This window comes from Microcoleus sp. bin48.metabat.b7b8b9.023, assembly GCF_013299185.1.
Taxonomy (GTDB): domain Bacteria; phylum Cyanobacteriota; class Cyanobacteriia; order Cyanobacteriales; family Microcoleaceae; genus Microcoleus.
In genome coordinates this window covers 1-18,194 of the sequence record NZ_JAAFKG010000091.1, presented here as the reverse complement: position 1 = coordinate 18,194, position 18,194 = coordinate 1, and the positions used below count along the sequence as shown (strand labels likewise).

Sequence of the window (18,194 nt, the reverse complement as noted above, 5' to 3'; positions counted from 1 at the left end):
CTAGAATTTTTGCTCGTTTTTTTAGGAGATGGCTCTGGCTCTGGTTTTGGTTCGTAGGTGGCTAATATTGCACTGAGTTTTTGGATTTTCTCCCATAGCTCTACTATCAAGGCTTCTTTTGCCTCGTTCGATAGTTGTTTTAGGTCGGGGAGTTTTTCCATTCCTTTATCTAATGTCTATCTTGTCTTCTTGTCAAGGGGGTTGAGCAATTACAATAATCGTTTTTGGTTTTTCCCTCCTTTTTGTCATATATTCTGTAATTGATTGGGACTGAATTACCATTAACATCGCTGTAATATAGGGTGATTAAATTTAAGCCAATAATAGTTTTGTGGGCTTTTCCTGACCAAAAATAACTAATTAATTCGGCATTTTTGGGGTTACTGTAAATTTTTTCTATGACTGTATCGTCTACACTCGGTATCCCTCCTTCTAGATTTATTATTTTCTGTATTGTGTTGAATAAATCTTTGGGTTCGTATCTCTCTCTTAACAAAAATCGATTAATACTGTCATGTGAAACATTTCCTAATATCTCCGATCGCCTATTACACCCTCCCAACTTTGGTTCTGACATCAAAAATAACGTGTAAGTGTCTATATTACATTTTGCTGTCGAGGGTTTAGTTATTTTTCTCATTGTCCGATACCTAGAAAGTAGACGACCCATATTTATCAATTCACTGTTTCGTTATTTTGTCAATGCGTAAGTCCTAGAGGATTGAAAACTGCTCGATCTATTATTGTAGCCGATGTACTAGAAAAACCGTTCCCCTCGCCCGTCGCCAGCAAGTGTCTCAGATCGCAAGGCCGGTCGTAGCGAAGCGGGGCGTAAGCCATCGCCCTCACTGCCCAAAATCCTAAAAATATGTCAAATTAAGTAAGGGGTAATAAAATAACTTTTGGCATATCAGTAGACAGTTATGACAACAAAACTAAGAGCTACAGACACAGACAAAATGGAGATAGACTTGCAGCAGTTCAGGGCAGACCAAGAACTGATACTCAACCAAGTAGATAATGCGATCGCTCTTTTCGACTCGTCTGACAGCTTAGTTTTGTTTAACAAAAAATTGGCCGAGACTTGGGGACTGTCCCCAGAATGGCTGGCAACCAAGCCTAAGTGCGACTTGTTGTTTGCCGAAATTGTCGATCGCGGTTACTTGTCGCTTCAGCAGTGGGAAGAGTTTCAGGAAGCGCTACAAAAATCTCAGCATGAAAGTTTATCATTCTATTTCGAGCAATCCAATGCGGTTTGTTTGGAAGTATTCGCCACAATTACCAACAGCGGCGGGCGGCTGTTTACCTTTCGAGACGTTACCGTATATCAAAACTCCCAAGCTAGTTTGAATGCAGAAGTCAGGCGCCTGACATTTCTTTTAGGCTTAACTGAACGCCTGCAAAACTCTCACAGTTTACAAGAAATAGGTCAGTTTGCCCTCACTTATCTGGTAGAAGCGACGAATGCTGCTTTCGGAGACGTGAAAGTGATTAGCGGCAAGGGAAAAGAGCGGCAAGCGGCGGCGATTTCTAACCAAGTTTCTACTCAATTTCTGGCTAGTTACGGGGAACCAGTCGCCGCTGGAATGCAAGAATTGCTCGACAAAGGCATTCCCTACGGCACCGGTTTGCTGTGGGAAGTGGTGGAAACTGGTAAAGCTTTGTTTGTCGATGATTATGCCGAACATCCCAATGCTGTGCCGCAATTTCGGCATCCGGGAATCGGACAATTGGGCATTTTTCCGATCGCATCTACTGACGGTACAATCATCGGAGTGCTGACGCTGGAGTCGCGCAACGTCAAAAAACTGCAAGCTTCCCTTCACCAAGAAGTGCTCGCGGCTGCTTGTCGGACTCTGGGGGCGGCGATCGAGCGGGCTCAGACACAAGAAAACCTCCGCCAAGTTAACGAACAATTAGAGTATTCTTCTCAGTTAAAATCTGAGTTTTTAGCCTCGATGTCCCACGAATTGCGGACGCCTCTCAACAGCATTCTCGGCTTTTCAGACTTGCTGCTGCGCCAAACATCGGGCCAGTTGAGCGATCGACAAATCAACTATGTAGAACTGATCGAAAAAAGCGGTCAGCACTTGTTGCAGCTAATTAACGATATTCTCGATCTTTCTAAAATTGAAGCAGGAAAAGTAGAACTCAATTTACAGCCGGTTCGCGTTCACGAACTTGCGACAGACTGTCTGAAAATGATTCAGCCGCGGGCAGACAAAAAGCGAATTGCTTTGTCTTTAGAACTAGACTACCGCATTACTAAAGTTTTGCTCGACGAACGGCGAGTGCGACAAATTGTGATTAATTTACTTTCCAATGCTATCAAATTTACCCCGGAACGGGGACAAGTTAAACTCAGCGGGCGTCTGGCCTACGGCAATGAAATTAATGGCGATTACCGCCCTGATTGTTCTCCTGTAAATGCCAGCACTCCTTACTTTTGTCTTGAGGTGAAAGACTCGGGTATCGGCATTCCTCAGGATCGCTGGCACTTGCTATTCCGACCTTTTCAACAGGTGGATTCTTCCCTGACTAGGCGCCACGAAGGTACGGGTTTGGGTTTGGCTTTGACTAAGCGTCTGGCGGAATTGCACGGCGGAACTGTTTCTTTTCAATCTATTTGCGATCGCGGCAGTTTGTTCCGCGTTTGGCTGCCTTTGACGGAGATGCGTCACGAGTTGGGTAGCTTTGCTGCTTGTGCTTTGGATGCTAAGTTAGTTCCTGCTTCTGCGATCGCACTACCACTTGGCAGCAAGCGGATTCTGGTGGTGGAAGACCAGCCTTTTAACCAAATGTTAATTTCAGAGGTTATGGAATTGGAGGGCTACAGCGTAGAGATTCTGGAGGATGGTTCGGCAATGCTCGATCGCATCCTTGCCGCCTCTACTGCCCCGGAGTTGCTGCCGGATTTGATTTTGATGGACATTCAGTTACCCGATGTTGACGGCTTTGAGTTGATGCGCCGAGTCAAAGCAAATCCTGTCTGGGAGTCGGTACCAATGATTGCGGTGACGGCGATGGCGATGGCTGGCGATTGCGATCGATGTTTGGAAGCTGGCGCTGCGGCTTATTTGAGCAAGCCGCTGGATTTGAATTTGGCGATCGCTACAGTCCGTTCTTTTCTCAACTAATAATAATTATTTGCAGTTCCAGCAGTGCCATTTATTACAATTTATAACTGAAAACGTTAGACTCAATAGTAGATAAATGTCTGTAGGACTTGCGCGCACTTGCCTCAGAAACCCGGTTCCTGCCAAAAATATCGAGTTTAATAACGAGAAATATATGAATCAACCAGGTTTCGAGCTGCTCGCGCGAAAGTCCCGAGCTAAATTCAATTTATTATATCATATTCCATGTCAAACAAGTCGCCCTGCATCATGTTGGTTGATGACGAGCCAGCTAATCTAATTTTACTGGAAGAGTTATTGCAACTAAAAGGATACACAACAGTATCAGCGCTATCTGGCGATGAAGCGCTCTTCCTCGCCCGTGTATCTCGACCGGATTTAATTTTACTAGATATTATGATGCCGGATCTGAACGGTTTTGATGTGTGCGAGATCCTGCGGAATGATACCGCATTGCAAACTGTACCGGTAATTTTTTTGACTGCCCTCGATGACGATACCTCTCGCCTCAGAGGGTTAGAAATTATGGCCGACGATTATTTAACGAAACCTTTTAACAGTCGCTTGCTGCTGGCGAAAGTTGAAAATATTTTGCAGTTGAGCCAAATGCGATCGCAAGCTGTATCTTCCCAATTCAACCAGCAGGTAAAAGAGCAAAGCAAGCGCCAAATTGCCGCCGCCTGGGAGGCCAACGAATATCTTTCCGAAAAATTTCACCTATTTGTGCCGGAGCAGCTTCTCGAACGAATTGCGCCGAAAGGGATAGAATCAATTCAGTTGGGCAATGTCACAGAAGAAGAGCTGACTATTTTATTTTGCGACATTCGCGGGTTTACGGCGATCGCCGAATCTCAAGAAGCACGCGAAACCTTTGAATGGTTGAACGCTTTTTTTACGAAAATGAACGATTGCATCACCTCCCACGCCGGGTTTATTGACAAATACCTCGGCGATGCCATCATGGCAGTATTTGACCAACCGCATTCTCACGCTATAAATGCGATCGAAGCCGCAGTAGCCATGCAAGAAAGTTTGCATGAATTTAATGCCGATCGCCACAAATACAATTTAGAATATCCCGTCAATATTGGTACGGGAATTAACACAGGTATCGGCATGATAGGCACCTTGGGTTCCGATCGCCGGATGGACTCTACAGTCATCGGTGATGTCGTAAATACAGCTTCTCGGTTAGAAAATCTAACCAAAATATACGGTTGCCAAATAATTGTTAGCGAAAATGCGATCGTTCATGCGAGAGAATTTCTAAATAACATACATCCGAACTCAATCCCAAAAGAAAGTCTAGTATTAAAGTGTGACTTGGAAGTGGAAACACCTTGTCGCGCAACCGCAGCAGACAGCCATGGGCCCAGCAACAACTATTATTATCGCTGGATCGATCGAGTAACCCCGCGCGGCAAACAGCAAGCTATTGAAATCTACGAAATCTGGCCAGCCTCCAATCCCGACTCAGAAGCCAAGCAGTTGACCCAAGCTTTATTTGACAAAGGAATTCAAGGATGGCAATCCGAAAGATTTGTCGCCGCCTTGGGATATTTTCAGCAACTAATCGAACAAAATCCGGCTGATACAGTTGCCCGTTTTTATATAGAAAAATGCCAGGAAAAACTAGGTCTTATACCTGCAAATATCAGCTCAGACAACAGCTAAATAAAATTCGTTCGTAGTGAGGACTTCAGTCCTCTCTTTCAGCCAAAATCAGGACTAAAGTCCTCACTACGAACCTATGAGAACATTCTTAATCCAGGACGTAATTGTCATCAAAGGTACGTAGTTGCGCTTCAGCGCTCTTTGCTTTGCTTTATGAAAGAGCGCTCAAGCGCAACTACGTACTTAAACAGTTGTCAAAACCTGCTCTCTCAACTTCCCAATCAACTCATTAACCCCACCAGAATTCAAACGATAACTCAAAGGATGGCCAATCAAATAAGCCGAACTTTGAAACAAAACATCAATTTCCACCAAACCATTTTCCCGCAAAGTTTTGCCAGTCGAAACCAAATCCACAATCGCCTCCGACATACCCGTAATCGGCCCCAACTCCACAGAACCGTAGAGAGGCACAATTTCCACCGGCAAATTCAAATTATGAAAATATTCCCTCGCACAGTGCACGAACTTAGAAGCAACTCTACCGTGAGGAGGCAAATCCACACTGCGCCTGTAAGAACTAGATTCCTTCACCGCCACGGATAGCCGACACTTGCCAAATTGTAAATCAATTAAATTTGCAACTTTCGGAGTTTTTTCCCGCAAAACATCATAACCCGCAACGCCCAAATCAGCTTGACCGTATTCCACATAAACCGGCACGTCGTGCGTCCTTACTAGCAAAGCTTTTGCCGTTCCGGTAGTGTCATAAATTTGAAGTTGGCGGTTAGAGGAATCGAGAAAAGCACTGAAGTCTAATCCAACGGATTTAAACAGTCGAATGCTATCTCCTAACAGTCCGCCTTTGGGAAGTGCTACGGTAATCATATAGATTTGAAATTCTAAATTGCTGAATTTGGGATGCGGAATCGGCGCTGCCCGAGCGGAAACAGCTTTTTCCTCAACCACAATAGCACAAATTGTTCAAATATCAAAATAAGTTCAGGTATTGCTAATAATTGTGTTTGTGTATATTATATTGTATTGAGATTGATACCAATCTTTTATGAGGTCTCGTAGAATTCGGATCCCCCCTAACCCCCCTTAATAAGGGGGGAATAAGATTCTTCTCAAAGTCCCCCTTCTTAAGGGGGATTTAGGGGGATCGAGATATGTACAACTTCACATAAAATTGGCATGAGTTGAATCAGATTTTCTTAATGATTTTCTGCTAATATAGATGATATCTGAAAGCACAAATATGACCAAATTGACTCTGGTAATCGGCAACAAAAATTATTCGTCTTGGTCGCTGCGTCCTTGGCTGGCGATGAAACAAGCTGGACTAGATTTTGCCGAAGTCAGAATCCCCCTAGACGGGCCGACAACCCATGGGGAAATTCGGCGCTATTCTCCCTCGGGAAAAGTACCAGTTTTAATTGATGGCGACTTGAAAGTGTGGGAATCTTTAGCAATTTGCGAGTACGTTGCAGAACGCTTTGCAAATCATTTGTGGCCGGCCGATTTAGCGCAACGGGCGATCGCCCGTTCCATCTGCGCCGAAATGCACGCAGGCTTCCAAAATCTCCGCGAAAATATGCCGATGGACTGCCGCAACCGCTATCCGGGAGAAGGAATGACCCCCGGTGTCGAAGCAGAGATCGATCGCATCTTTGCCATTTGGCGCGAATGCCGCCAAACATTTGGCACAAGTGGCGATATGCTGTTCGGACAATTCACAATTGCTGACGCCATGTTTGCCCCCGTTGTCATGCGTTTTGTCACCTACGAAGTCAAATTAGATGCACAAGCACAAGCTTATGCTGATGCGCTGTTGGCACTACCTGCAATGCAGGAATGGCTAGCAGCAGCTTACAGCGAATCGGAAAGTATTGCACATTTTAAAATGTAGCAAAAATCAGTTTACTAAACCTCAACAGGTCGCGATCGCCACCTCACCACAGATGGCAACCACGGGGGATTTCCCCCTAAAAAACCTGCTTGTTTGCAAGTTTTGTGTAATTCATGCTCAAATCAAAAGTCTAAAACCTAAAATCAGGATGCGGATTCTTTTAGTTGATGATGAAGTTGAGTTGACTGACCCTTTGAGTCGAGTTTTAACCCGCGAAGGTTATACCGTTGATGTCGCATTTGACGGCGCAAATGGCAGCAATTTAGCAATGCAGGGAAATTACGATTTGCTAATTTTGGATTGGATGCTGCCGGGACAAACCGGATTAGCAATTTGTCAGCAATTGCGATCGCAAGGACGGAATACCCCAGTCCTATTTCTCACCGCAAAAGACACCCTAGACGATCGCGTACAGGGACTCGACGCAGGCGCAGACGACTATCTAGTCAAGCCTTTTGAACTGCGAGAGCTCCTAGCCAGAGTCCGCGCCCTACTGCGGCGGCCCCCTACTTTTGACCCCGAAGTGGCTGTCGGGCGCCTGCAAATTGCAGATTTACAGCTAGACTACGACAATCAAATAGCCTATCGGGGCGATCGAACAATTGACCTATCAGAAAAAGAATGTCAACTATTAGAATACCTAATGCGACATCCCGGTCAAATACTAACACACGAACAAATCCACCAATACCTGTGGAGTGAAGCCGAAAAACCCAGCAGCAACGTATTAGCAGCTCAAATTCGCCTCCTGCGCCGCAAAATAGAAGCACCGGGCGAATCCGTCCTAATTCACACAGTCTACGGCAGAGGCTATCGCTTTGCAGAACCCAGTTAATAATAGGAATTCTGCTCATCTTCCATCTTCCTTCGCGTCCTTTGCGCCTTCGCGGTTCCATCTTCCATCCGAAGCATTGTTCCTTTTACGCCAGAGGCTATCGCTTTGCAGAACCCACTTAATAATAGGAATTCTGCTCATCTTTCATCTTCCTTCGTGTCCTTTGCGTCTTCGCGGTTCCATCTTCCATCCGAAGCATTCTTCCTTCACACCCTAAAGCAATCCCTACATATCTTGACAAACCAAAGTAATTACCGTCACCTCCGGCGGACAAAACAACCTCCCCGGCGCATAAGTACCCAAACCGCGATTCACGTACAACCAATTACTCCCAACCCGATGCAAACCGCTAGCCCATTCCCAGTGACGAACTACTCGATCGCAAGCCGACACAAAAGGAACAAATTTTCGGATTCCTTCAGGAATCAAATAACCAATTTTTCTCACCCAAGCATACAAAGGCCCGATACCAGGAATCACAATTTGACCCCCATGAGTGTGCCCCGAAAACTGCAAATCAATCCGCCACTGTTGCAGGTGTTCAGCAGTATCAGGATTGTGAGACAATACAATCCGAGGAATTGCCGGATTGATTGATGCCATTACAGGCGCAGGTGCAAAATCGCCAGACCAAAAATCGGCAAACCCAACTAAAGCCAATTCAGATCCCAAAGGATAAATCGCTTCATTGTACAAAACCCGAATCCCTGCATTATTCAAAGCATTAGCAACCTTAATCTTTGCCCCTGGGTAATAGTGATCGTGATTGCCCAAAACAGCGTAAATTCCCACCCGACTTTGCAAATTTTTCAATCGCTGCACCAAGCCGTAAATAGGCGCCGGATCGTAGGTAATAAAATCTCCGGTTAAAAAAATTAAGTCTGGTTCCGCTTCATTAGCCGCCACAATCGCCTCTTCTAGCAACCATTCCGACAGCCGCTCCCCATCATAGTGAAAGTCCGTAAGCTGTACAATTTTAGTACCCGATAGATTTGCAGGAAGATTTGCGATCGGTATAGTTAAACAGTCTACTCGCAGTTTCCCAGTTAATAACCTGTGCATAAATATAAGGTTTATTGAGACAGCGCAACCTCTAGCTTAGCAAATAAACAAGCAAGAGTGCAAAAATCGATTGTTTTCCCTCTAGATTCTGCCATCTGACTAATGATTAATAACTCCTAACTCCTAACCCAATGCCAAAGTGCTTCTTAATTCTTGCTTCTTACATCCGTTAAATCCGTTACATCCGTTACACAATCCTTTGCCGAACTTCACTTTTGATAAATTACCTCAAAAGTTTCGATAGCTTTTTTCTTACCTTTAACTATCACAGAGCCAATTTTCCTAAATTCAAATATATCTTGAGTAGCGCTGTAAACACTGTCGCTCACCAAAATTTGTCCTCCCTCAGCCATTGACTGCAACCTAGATGCAATATTCACCTCATCCCCGATCGCAGTATAATCCATGTGCTGTGGCGAACCAATATTACCAACAACAACCTCCCCCGAACTAATACCAATACCAGTCAGAAAATTATCCGCAATCCAAGGCACAGACATCCTCCTAATGCGGCGCTGCATATCGATCGCAGTTTCGATCGCCTTCCTTTCGCGATCGACCACTTCCGAAGGCGCTCCAAACATTGCCACAATCATATCTCCCACAAACTTATTCACAGTACCTTCATGACTAAAAATCACCTCTACCATCTCCGTGAAATACTCATTTAAATACATCACTATTTTCTCAGCCGGCAGTTCTTCACACTTAGTAGTAAAATCTCTAATATCCGAAAAAAGCACCGTTAAATTGCGCTTAGTTGGATTCAGAGAAATATCTCCTTTAGCTTCGATAACTGCTCGCACCACCTGGGGAGAAAGGTATCTTTCCAAATTATTTTTAATTCGTTCTTCCTTCAATTTACTTTCATGTAAAAGCGCATTCTCGATCGCCGCCGCCGCTTGCGATGCCAAAGCCGTAAATAATTTTAAATCCTGTGCCGTATAGTTGACAAGTTCGTTATGACTAATATTGATAACGCCGATTGTACCGTTCTGAGTTGTTAGAGGTGCACAAATCATAGAACGCATCTCATTTTCTCCCATAACATATCTCGGATCGGACAATACATCATTGACTATTTCAGCTTTACCAGAAACAAAAATATGACCTGCTATCCCCATATTGGAACCGATTTTTGTTTTATGGTTGTACTCTTTACCCCGAGCAGAAACAATCTCCAGTTTTCCTGTCTTTTTATTCATTAGCATCACTGAAATATTGGTAGACTCAATCAACTTTTTCGCTTCAGTTACCACCAATTGACTGACTTCACAAACACCCAAACAAGTAGATATTTTGCTTGAAAAATCGTACAAAAAATTAACTTCTTCGTACTTATCTAAAGTATCAACAGCCAGAGTTCTTATATCCAAGTCGGCGCTGGCAGCATAACTCAGCATATCTGCAATAAATGCTGCTTTTTGACTTCCTGTTACGTAACCGATAACTTCATCGGCTAGGATGATAGGATAAGTATTGAAGTAGGTCTGACAATCTTCGCCAAATAAAATAGACCCTTCAGCATTCCGAATAGCGCTAGGAGTATCTAAAACACCGAGCGCGCCCTCAAGAATCGCCCGCAAATCTTTTTTAGAAATCAATTTTTTGAGATTGATACGAACCATTTACTTTGCTATTAATCATCAGTGAGCGATCTATCATTATTCATTCGTTTGTAACCAGTCAGCCGATTTGAGGATAGAGATTTTAGATTTTAGATTTACGAGCGCAGATAACTCTGCGAGCTTGAAACTTAGTCTAAAACTTTTGGAGCATCCACGACTATAGCCGGGGGATTGTATCCGTTTTTGGGCAGGCTAGCAACCACCAAAAACCAAAAAATATTCTTGTGAATTGATTGTATACCTCTCGCTACATCTGTGCCGTCAAACCCAGAATTTCCCTAGCTTTGACCAGCACTTCTTTCGGGCGAAAAGGTTTAGTCATATAAAGATTTGCCCCCACAGCCATACCGCTTTGCTTATCATATTCTTGTCCCTTAGCTGTCAACATAATAATGTAAACGTCCTCCATACCTAGTTCATTTTTAACCGTATTGCATACCTCTAACCCGCTCATTTTCGGCATCATCACATCGAGAAAAACCAAATCCGGCTTTTCTTCCTTAATTCTGTTCAACGCCTCAACTCCATCTCTCGCAGTCAGCAACTCTACATCATCCTCATCTTCCAACTTTTCTAGAGCCTGCTCCATCAAAATCAGAATATTCGGTTCGTCATCCACAATTAAAACTTTTTTCACAACAATTTCCCATGAATGTGTTTGCTCAGCCCGTTATCCTCTACAATATCTCCCAAAACAATTATGGAGACTTTTTCCAAGCCCTTAGTAAGGCGCAATTTTTTGACTAATTCTTGCTCTTGAGATAAGGCTTCGTCAATAATAATTAAATCCAGCTCGATCGCTCTCACTCGATCCAGGCATTCTGTAACATCAGATGCCTCCATCACATTATATCCCTGAAAAAGCAACGCAGCCGACAAATTTTTGAGAGTAGAAGCATTGTTAACAACGACCAACACCGTCTTATTAGACATCCCTTGTCGCAGCAGCAAGCCGATCTCCTTTAACAGTCCCGCTATATTTATAGGCTTGGTAAAATACCTGTCAACTCCCAAACGCCAGCCCCTGTCTCTGTTTTGAATTAGGGACACGATGATAATCGGAATCCCCCGAGTTTCTGGATCATTTTTGAGAACTGCCGCCACATCAAAACCGTCGATGTGAGGCATCATTACATCTAAAATAATCAGATCCGGTTTGACTGCTTTAGCCTGAGAAATAGCATCTCTACCGTTAATTGCCTCCGCGACTTTATATCCTTCTTGTTCCAGTGACTGCCTCAACATATCTCGGATGTTAGGCTCATTGTCAACAACTAAAAGTTGCTGGCCTCCTTTAACGCCGAGCGGAGTTCTGCTGAGCACTTGCTGTTTCAGTTGCCCGATTAAATCATTGATAATTTTGCATTTTTCCACCGACTCAATATTTTTAACTAGCGGTATACTAAAGAAAAAAGTGCTGCCCTTGCCTAACTCACTTTCTAGCCAAATTCTACCGCCGTGGTGTTCAACGATTTGTTTAGAAATTGGCAGCCCCAATCCAGTACCTTTAGGCTTTTCGGTCAGGATATCTCCCACTTGTTTAAATCTTTCAAAAACTTTGCTTTGGTCTTCTGGTGCAATGCCGATGCCAGTATCAATAATGCTAATAACCAGCTCGTCACCCTCTACTCTTGCCCGACAGGTGACAGAACCTGATTCTGTGAACTTGACTGCATTCGAGATTAAATTGATCGCGACTTGAACCATGCGATCCCGGTCTACTAATACCTGTGGCAGTCCGGGACTAAAATCTTTAATCAACTTTAAATTATTCTTTTCTAATAAAGATGACGTAGCGGCGATCGCCTGTTTTAAGATTTGCACTGGATTTGTCGGCTGTAACTGCCATTCAACTCGCCCCGCTTCCATCTTAGCAATATCCAAAACATCATTAATTAAAGATGTCAGCCGTTCAGCTTCTGACACAATAATGTTAATATTATCTGCAACTTTATTTAAAGCTTTTTTAATTTTTTTGTCTTCCGATGCGACTCCGGGAACAATCACTTCTTCAAGTTTTTCTTTGATCAGCGAAGCAAAACCCAAAACCGAAGTTAAAGGCGTCCGCAGTTCGTGAGAAACTGTAGCCAGAAAATCAGTTTTCATTCTGTCAACTTCTCGTTCCACCGTCACATCTCGAATCAAAATCACCGAACCGAGAGAGCGATCTGCTTCGTCTTTTACCGCTTCTTTAAGAATAGTTGTCGCTAAAGCTTGACCTATCCTAGAATTTTCTAGTTCCACTTCCAGCGTCACAATTTCTCCCTCTCTATGTTCAGTCGCCTCCACCAATTGGGCTAATTTTTTAGGAAAGATTTCGGATACTTTTTTCCCCTTCAGGTCAACATCTTTCAATTCAAACATCGCCAGCAGTGCCGGATTAAACCTGGTAATTTTAGCTTCAATGTCAGTGACTAATAACCCGTCAGCCAAATTGTCAACGATCGCATTTAAATCAGCCAGAGTCGTCCGCAATTCCCAGGACTGCTTTTTAGTGCGATCGAGCAATTCTGCTTGGTTCATCGCTACTCCCAATTGACTGCCAACCTGAGCCAGCAACCTCACTTCTCCTGCTTCCCACTCACGGGAACCCGAGTTCTGGTAAGCTGCTAGCAAACCCCAGAGATTTTCCCCCACAAAAACAGGCGCTACACAATATGCTTTGGCTTGAATTTGTTCCAGAATTTCGATATGACATGGAGAGTGACCAATTTTATAGATGTCATCAACCACAAAAATTTCTTGATGGCGATACCTGCCACCCTCAGTTTTTTGTAAATAATCATCTTGCCAGACAGTTTTAATTTTATCAGTTACTAAAGGTATCCAACCTTCTGCTACCGACTCCGACACAAATTCCCCGCTCCAGTTTGGAAAAAAACGGTAAACTCCAACCCGATCGCAATTGAGAATTTGCCGTACTTCTTGAGTTGTTGCGCTAAATATTTTGTCAATATTTAGCGTCTGGCGAATCCGTTCAATTACTCTAGTTAATGTGCGTTCCTGTTCGGCTGCTTTCGCCTGCTGTTTAGCTTGAAACTGTATTTGTTCTAGGTACTCGGATTGCTGCAAAGCCACGCCCAAATGAGTGGCAATTTGATTCAGTAACTTTACTTCTGTGTCTTCCCAGTGACGCGCACCTGTGTGTTGAAAGGCACTGAGCAATCCCCAGAGTTTCTCTCCTTTAAAAATCGCAACTACCGCACAGGATTTGACACCAAAATATTCTAAAGCTTCTATGTGACAATCGCTCTGGCCGGCATTGTAGATATCATCAGCAATAAAGGTTTCCGCACACCGGAATCGACCTCCTTGGTGTTCGTTTAAGTAGGGGTCTTCCCAACCGCTGCCTACCAATTTCGGCCAGTTTCCCGATTCAGATTCAAAGATAAAGTCGCCGAAATAGTCTTCACGGAATTGATAAATGGCAATGCGATCGACATTCAAAAGTTTGCGAACTTCTGTCGCTGCTGTCTGGAAAATTGTTTCCATATCTAAGGTTTGGCGGATCTTATCAATCATCCGAGTTATGGCTCGTTCTCGGTCTGCTTCCTTAACCAGCTCTTCTGTCCGTTTTCGCAATTGCTCCTCTAGAGTAGTCTGGAGTGCTGTTGACCGCCTATGAGCTTCATCTAAAAGTTTTGCTTGCTGTATTGCTACTCCCAAATGCACCGCAATTTGACTGGCAAAGTCAATTTCATCTTGCTGCCACTGGCGTGGGGCGCGACATTGGTGAATGCAGAGCAATCCCCAAAGTTTATTTCTTTTGATTAAAGGTACGATTAAGTTTGCTTTGACATTAAATTGAGCAAGAACAGCTATATGGCAATCGCTCAATCCGGCTTGATTGATATCATTGACTGCCTGAATTCTTCCTTGCTGATACCGCATTGAATATTGTTTGCCAAAGCAGTGATCGTGCACCTTTACAGCTTTTACTGAATGAAACTCTGGGATCACGTCTTCTGACACAAATTCCCCGTCGTCAAATCCTGACTGCTGGTAAAATCGAAATATTGCTACTCGATCGGCATTCAGCAGTTGGCGAACTTCCCGAGCGGTTGATTGAAAAATAATATCTAAGTCTAACGACTCGCGAATTTTGGTCACTACAGCAAATAGCGCCTTTTGTTTGGCAACTATAGCGGGTTCGGGTTTCGATGCCGACTCTAGTTCGGCAACGCGCGCTTTGAGGGTCTCTACCTGGCTTTTGAGGGACTCGTAATCTTCTGTATCTAATCCTACATACTTTTCTGACATGGGTTTAACTCTCTTGTGGTTAGTTTATTAAGTATTGATAGTTGTTTATTTTGATAAGTATTAACTCAATTTAATTTTTTTTCAACCAACTTTAGAGAGGATTTGCTCGCTCTGGTTTGATAATTATTGATTAAGGCTCAGTGCGCTAGATTGGCGATCGCACGAGTTGAATTGTCGATCGAACGCTACCCCGATTGAAGCGGGCTTACGCACGCAACTGCTACAGCATTTTTATAATATAGATGACTGGATTGACATACTCCCACCACACTCGCGGATTACCGCTATAGTGGGGGATTCTTATTCACGGTTCATCGAAGTCCACTTATTGGATCAAATTACTTATCAGCAACAGCGGTGGTCTTCTCCCCGTGCTTTCCCGATTTCTCGGCAGATCCCTCTTGCCCAGAGGTACTGTGTTTATTCCACTCAACACCGAGAATGTTCAATCCTTTGTGCAAGATATTTAAAGCCGCATTTGTATCGCGACAAATCTCAATCTTGCAACTAGGACATGAATGCGTTCTAGTGCTAAGAGATTTTTTCACTCGATGACCGCAATTAGAGCAATCGCCAGACGTATAGTTTGGCGATACTGACACAACTACTTTATCCCAAATCTTGCCGTAGTAGTCCAACCATTGAGTGTATTGATACCAACCAGCGTCCGAAATTGACTTGCAATCGTGCTGATTCTTGACCATGTTTGCAATGTTTAAATCTTCATACACCACGACATCGTTAGATATCACTACGTTTCGAGCTTGTTTAATTGCCCAATCTTTCCGCTGGCGTTGAATTTTCAGATGGATTTTGCCTAGTCGTTTTCGCGCTTTGTGATAGTTTTTTGATTGAGGTTTAGCACCCTTCACAAACTTCTTGCTTAATTGGCGTTGGGCTTTCTTGAGTCGCTGCGCGGCTTTTCTCAAGAACTGCGGATATATCACGGCATTATCATTTTGGTCTTTGGTGAAAAACTTCAGTCCTAGATCCAACCCGACAACATTACCCGAATATTCCCCTTGCTCTTTACGGTCGGCATCAAAACAGAATTGGGCATAATACCCATCTGCTCTACGCACAATCCGCACGCGATTAATTTTTAACCTATGCAAATCTTCCTGTGTTTCATTGTTGCAGAATATCGACAATGTTCCGATCTCAAAGCCATCTGTGAATGCGATCGATTTGCAATCATCGGATAGTTTCCAGCCTGAAACTTTGTATTCAACAGAGCGACAATGTTTTTTAAACTTGGGAAAACCTTTCTTGCCTGCACCTTTTTTACATCGAGTATAGAAATTAGAGATAGCAGCCCAAGCACGTTCGGCACTAGCCTGTCTAGCTGCGGAGTTGAGCTTTTTAGCAAAATCAAACTCTTTGGCTAAGTCTTTGCATATACTGTACAGATCGGCTTTACTCGTACCTTGATTATCCATCCAATAGCGAAGGGCTTTGTTCCGAATGAACTGGGCCGTTCGGATTGCGTCATCAATGGCAGAATATTGCTCTGCTGTACCGTATTTTAGCTTAGCTTCTCTAACTATCATGGATCTATGATAACATAGTTTTATCCAGGAAAACACAGATAAAATATAGCAAGACAATGAATTTGCTCGTCTTCTCATGCCTGTCGTCTTTCCGAGAGCTAGCGATTGTCGGGATTGTCGGACGGGCAATCGGCGACTCACTCGCATTCATCCCCCCCCTTTGCCCTGCTGTGTACACACAAGTCAGGGTTGAGCTAGCAGCCATCCCCAAAAGATGGACTCAAATTTCCTCAAACCCTGGACGAGAGTGGCAATTCCGGGGGGGCGCTGGGATTGATAGCCAGACCATCCACCCAATCTAGCAATCAGCCAAGTTGCCCAGGGTAAGGAGCGTTTAGGGTGAGGGTTTTGCAACTTTTTAGTCCTGCCTTCTAGCTTTGGCTCTAATTGCTCCAGGAATGATTGCTGCTATGCAGGTGAATGCCAGGGTTGCTTCGAGGTCTGGTTTGTCCCGGCCTTCCACCAATTGAAGCGTCTTCAGCGCCACCCCTAGCCCTAAAATCGTCAAGCGTTGAATCGCCTCTATCGATTCTAGTTGGGTGGATTCAATATCTAAACCATCGCGTTTGAGCGTGGCAAATAGTTGTTCAATCCACCAACGCCAGCGGTACCACAGGATGACTTGTAAAGCTTGTTCAACAGATTCGACTGGATGGGTCGTCACTGTAGTTTAGACTAACCAAAGATGAGAACGGTGGCAAAAGAAGAACTAAAGCCACCGCGCCAGGAGAGAATGAGGGTGAAAAAGAAAACCTATCCACTCCTTAAATGAACAGTGAACGATTAAAGGACTTTCGTCAAGCAGCATACGATTTATTGGTGAAAGCCAATGATGCAACATTCGAGCTGATGGATGCAGTGATGACCACTCCGAATGCGTCATCTCTCGCGGAATTTTCACTCAATCCATTATTTAAGCGTCAATGGCCAAGCATCTATGAAGCCTTACAAGACTGTAGACCAGACCGAAAAAAACTGATGCTGCTGTATCTAGAGCAATTACAGTCTGAAGCAGCCCCAACAGAACACATATTAGTAGCAATTGACCACACTGCATGGGAGAGAGCAGATGCCAAAACATTAAAAGACAGAACCCATGAATATCAGAGGGGTGTAATTGTGGGTCAGGGATACAGTACAATTGTATGGATACCTGAAGAAAAAGGAAGTTGGGCATTACCCCTGCTCCATGAAAGAATTAGTAGCGGGTCTTCACCCATACTTCAAGCAGCTTCCCAACTCAAACTTGTCTGTGAACAGAGCGTCAATCCAGTTTTAGCAGTTTTAGATCGAGAATATGGGAATGCAAGCTGGGTACTGGCACTAACAGAAGCGTCCATTCAAGCTGATTGCAACCATGAGAGTCCGAAAGAATGCCTGCTTATGGTCAGCACCACCAGCCTATAGTGGCCGCGGTAGACCACGCAAACACGGTCAAAAAATGAGACTTAACGACCCAAACACATGGCTCGAAGCGAATACAGAGATTGAAATTGATGAACATCCAGATTTGGGAAAAGTCCGAGTCAAACAATGGATTGACTTGCATTTTTATCGCGCCCCTGGACAAAAAGTCAATTTAATCCTGGTAGAAAGAATGAAGCCCATGTCAAATGGTCAGCCGTTTCCACCCTTATGGTTGGCTTGGGTTGGAGAACGAACTCTACCTTTGGAAATAGTCTGGTTCAAATATTTACGACGTTTTGGAGTCGATCATTGGTATAGGTTTGCACTCGCAAAGATTGCATTGGACATTGCCTAATTTGAGAACCCCTGAACAATCCGAGCGTTGGAGTGATTTAATGTCGTTGATGAGTTGGCAACTGTGGCTGGCCAGAGATTTAGTAATCGAGAATAGACTTCCTTGGCAATCTGCTAATATCAATTTAACCCCTGGACGTGTTGCCCAATCAATGTTTTCGCTTTTAGTTGACATTGGTACTCCCGCAAAAATGCCTAAACATAGGGGAAAATCCCCCGGTTGGGAAAAAGGAAGGGTACGTACCAAGGCACCGTGCTATCCGACTGTCAAAAAACGGGTTTCTCGGCGCAAAAAGTCTTCAAGATTAGCGCTCTTTCATCACTTTAGCCATAGTATAATATTCCTGAAGCCGTCAAATAGTTAAAATGTATGGTAGTACCCCGCGAACCAGTCCCTACAGTCAGTTTTGTAGACGAATACTGTCAAGCCTATCA

The 18,194-nt window shown here is 44.0% G+C and carries 12 protein-coding genes and 2 pseudogenes; 6 read left to right on the top strand and 8 right to left on the bottom strand.

Annotation, left to right across the window (positions count from 1 at the left end; genetic code table 11):
- Window positions 1–214 precede the first annotated feature (214 nt).
- Window positions 215–580 (bottom strand): annotated as a pseudogene (locus QZW82_RS30660) (IS701 family transposase); the annotation flags it as partial.
- Window positions 581–923: 343 nt separating this feature from the next.
- On the opposite strand from QZW82_RS30660, the gene QZW82_RS30655 reads away from it, so the two are divergent.
- Window positions 924–3,137 (top strand): ATP-binding protein, encoded by a 2,214-nt coding sequence (locus QZW82_RS30655; protein ID WP_293157657.1) that lies wholly within the window; start codon window positions 924–926, stop codon window positions 3,135–3,137.
- Between the two features lie 225 nt (window positions 3,138–3,362).
- Entirely contained in the window at window positions 3,363–4,811 is a 1,449-nt protein-coding gene (locus tag QZW82_RS30650) for a response regulator (protein WP_293157654.1), read from the top strand.
- Between the two features lie 183 nt (window positions 4,812–4,994).
- On the opposite strand, the gene hisG is transcribed toward QZW82_RS30650, so the two are convergent.
- Window positions 4,995–5,639 (bottom strand): ATP phosphoribosyltransferase, encoded by a 645-nt coding sequence (gene hisG, locus QZW82_RS30645; protein ID WP_293157666.1) that lies wholly within the window; start codon window positions 5,637–5,639, stop codon window positions 4,995–4,997.
- Window positions 5,640–6,012: 373 nt separating this feature from the next.
- On the opposite strand from hisG, the gene QZW82_RS30640 reads away from it, so the two are divergent.
- The gene (locus tag QZW82_RS30640) at window positions 6,013–6,663 is read left to right on the top strand and encodes a glutathione S-transferase family protein (protein WP_293157651.1); all 651 of its coding nucleotides are present in this window, start codon (window positions 6,013–6,015) and stop codon (window positions 6,661–6,663) included.
- Between the two features lie 148 nt (window positions 6,664–6,811).
- The gene (gene rppA / locus QZW82_RS30635; RefSeq protein WP_293157663.1) at window positions 6,812–7,498 is read left to right on the top strand and encodes a two-component system response regulator RppA; all 687 of its coding nucleotides are present in this window, start codon (window positions 6,812–6,814) and stop codon (window positions 7,496–7,498) included.
- A gap of 225 nt (window positions 7,499–7,723) precedes the next feature.
- On the opposite strand, the gene QZW82_RS30630 is transcribed toward rppA, so the two are convergent.
- From QZW82_RS30630 to QZW82_RS30605, 6 genes and pseudogenes are all read right to left on the bottom strand, one after another.
- Window positions 7,724–8,560 carry a metallophosphoesterase gene (locus QZW82_RS30630; RefSeq protein WP_293157648.1) on the bottom strand — a complete coding sequence of 279 codons (837 nt, stop codon included), beginning with the start codon at window positions 8,558–8,560 and terminating at the stop codon, window positions 7,724–7,726.
- A gap of 209 nt (window positions 8,561–8,769) precedes the next feature.
- The gene (locus QZW82_RS30625) at window positions 8,770–10,188 is read right to left on the bottom strand and encodes an adenylate/guanylate cyclase domain-containing protein (RefSeq protein WP_293157645.1); all 1,419 of its coding nucleotides are present in this window, start codon (window positions 10,186–10,188) and stop codon (window positions 8,770–8,772) included.
- Window positions 10,189–10,435: 247 nt separating this feature from the next.
- Window positions 10,436–10,831 carry a response regulator gene (locus QZW82_RS30620; RefSeq protein ID WP_293157660.1) on the bottom strand — a complete coding sequence of 132 codons (396 nt, stop codon included), beginning with the start codon at window positions 10,829–10,831 and terminating at the stop codon, window positions 10,436–10,438.
- Window positions 10,822–14,448 (bottom strand): GAF domain-containing protein, encoded by a 3,627-nt coding sequence (locus QZW82_RS30615; RefSeq protein WP_293157642.1) that lies wholly within the window; start codon window positions 14,446–14,448, stop codon window positions 10,822–10,824. The genes QZW82_RS30620 and QZW82_RS30615 overlap by 10 nt, the downstream gene beginning before the upstream one ends.
- A 338-nt stretch (window positions 14,449–14,786) precedes the next feature.
- The gene (locus QZW82_RS30610) at window positions 14,787–15,998 is read right to left on the bottom strand and encodes a transposase (RefSeq protein WP_293157639.1); all 1,212 of its coding nucleotides are present in this window, start codon (window positions 15,996–15,998) and stop codon (window positions 14,787–14,789) included.
- Window positions 15,999–16,181: 183 nt separating this feature from the next.
- A pseudogene (locus QZW82_RS30605) lies at window positions 16,182–16,662 on the bottom strand (IS4 family transposase); the annotation flags it as partial.
- 104 nt (window positions 16,663–16,766) lie between these two features.
- On the opposite strand from QZW82_RS30605, the gene QZW82_RS30600 reads away from it, so the two are divergent.
- Together QZW82_RS30600 and QZW82_RS30595 are read left to right on the top strand one after the other, a co-directional pair.
- Entirely contained in the window at window positions 16,767–17,405 is a 639-nt protein-coding gene (locus QZW82_RS30600) for a transposase (RefSeq protein ID WP_293157636.1), read from the top strand.
- Between the two features lie 34 nt (window positions 17,406–17,439).
- Window positions 17,440–17,760: a hypothetical protein gene (locus QZW82_RS30595; protein ID WP_366665113.1), complete on the top strand. Its 321-nt coding sequence runs from the start codon at window positions 17,440–17,442 to the stop codon at window positions 17,758–17,760.
- Window positions 17,761–18,194 lie beyond the last annotated feature (434 nt).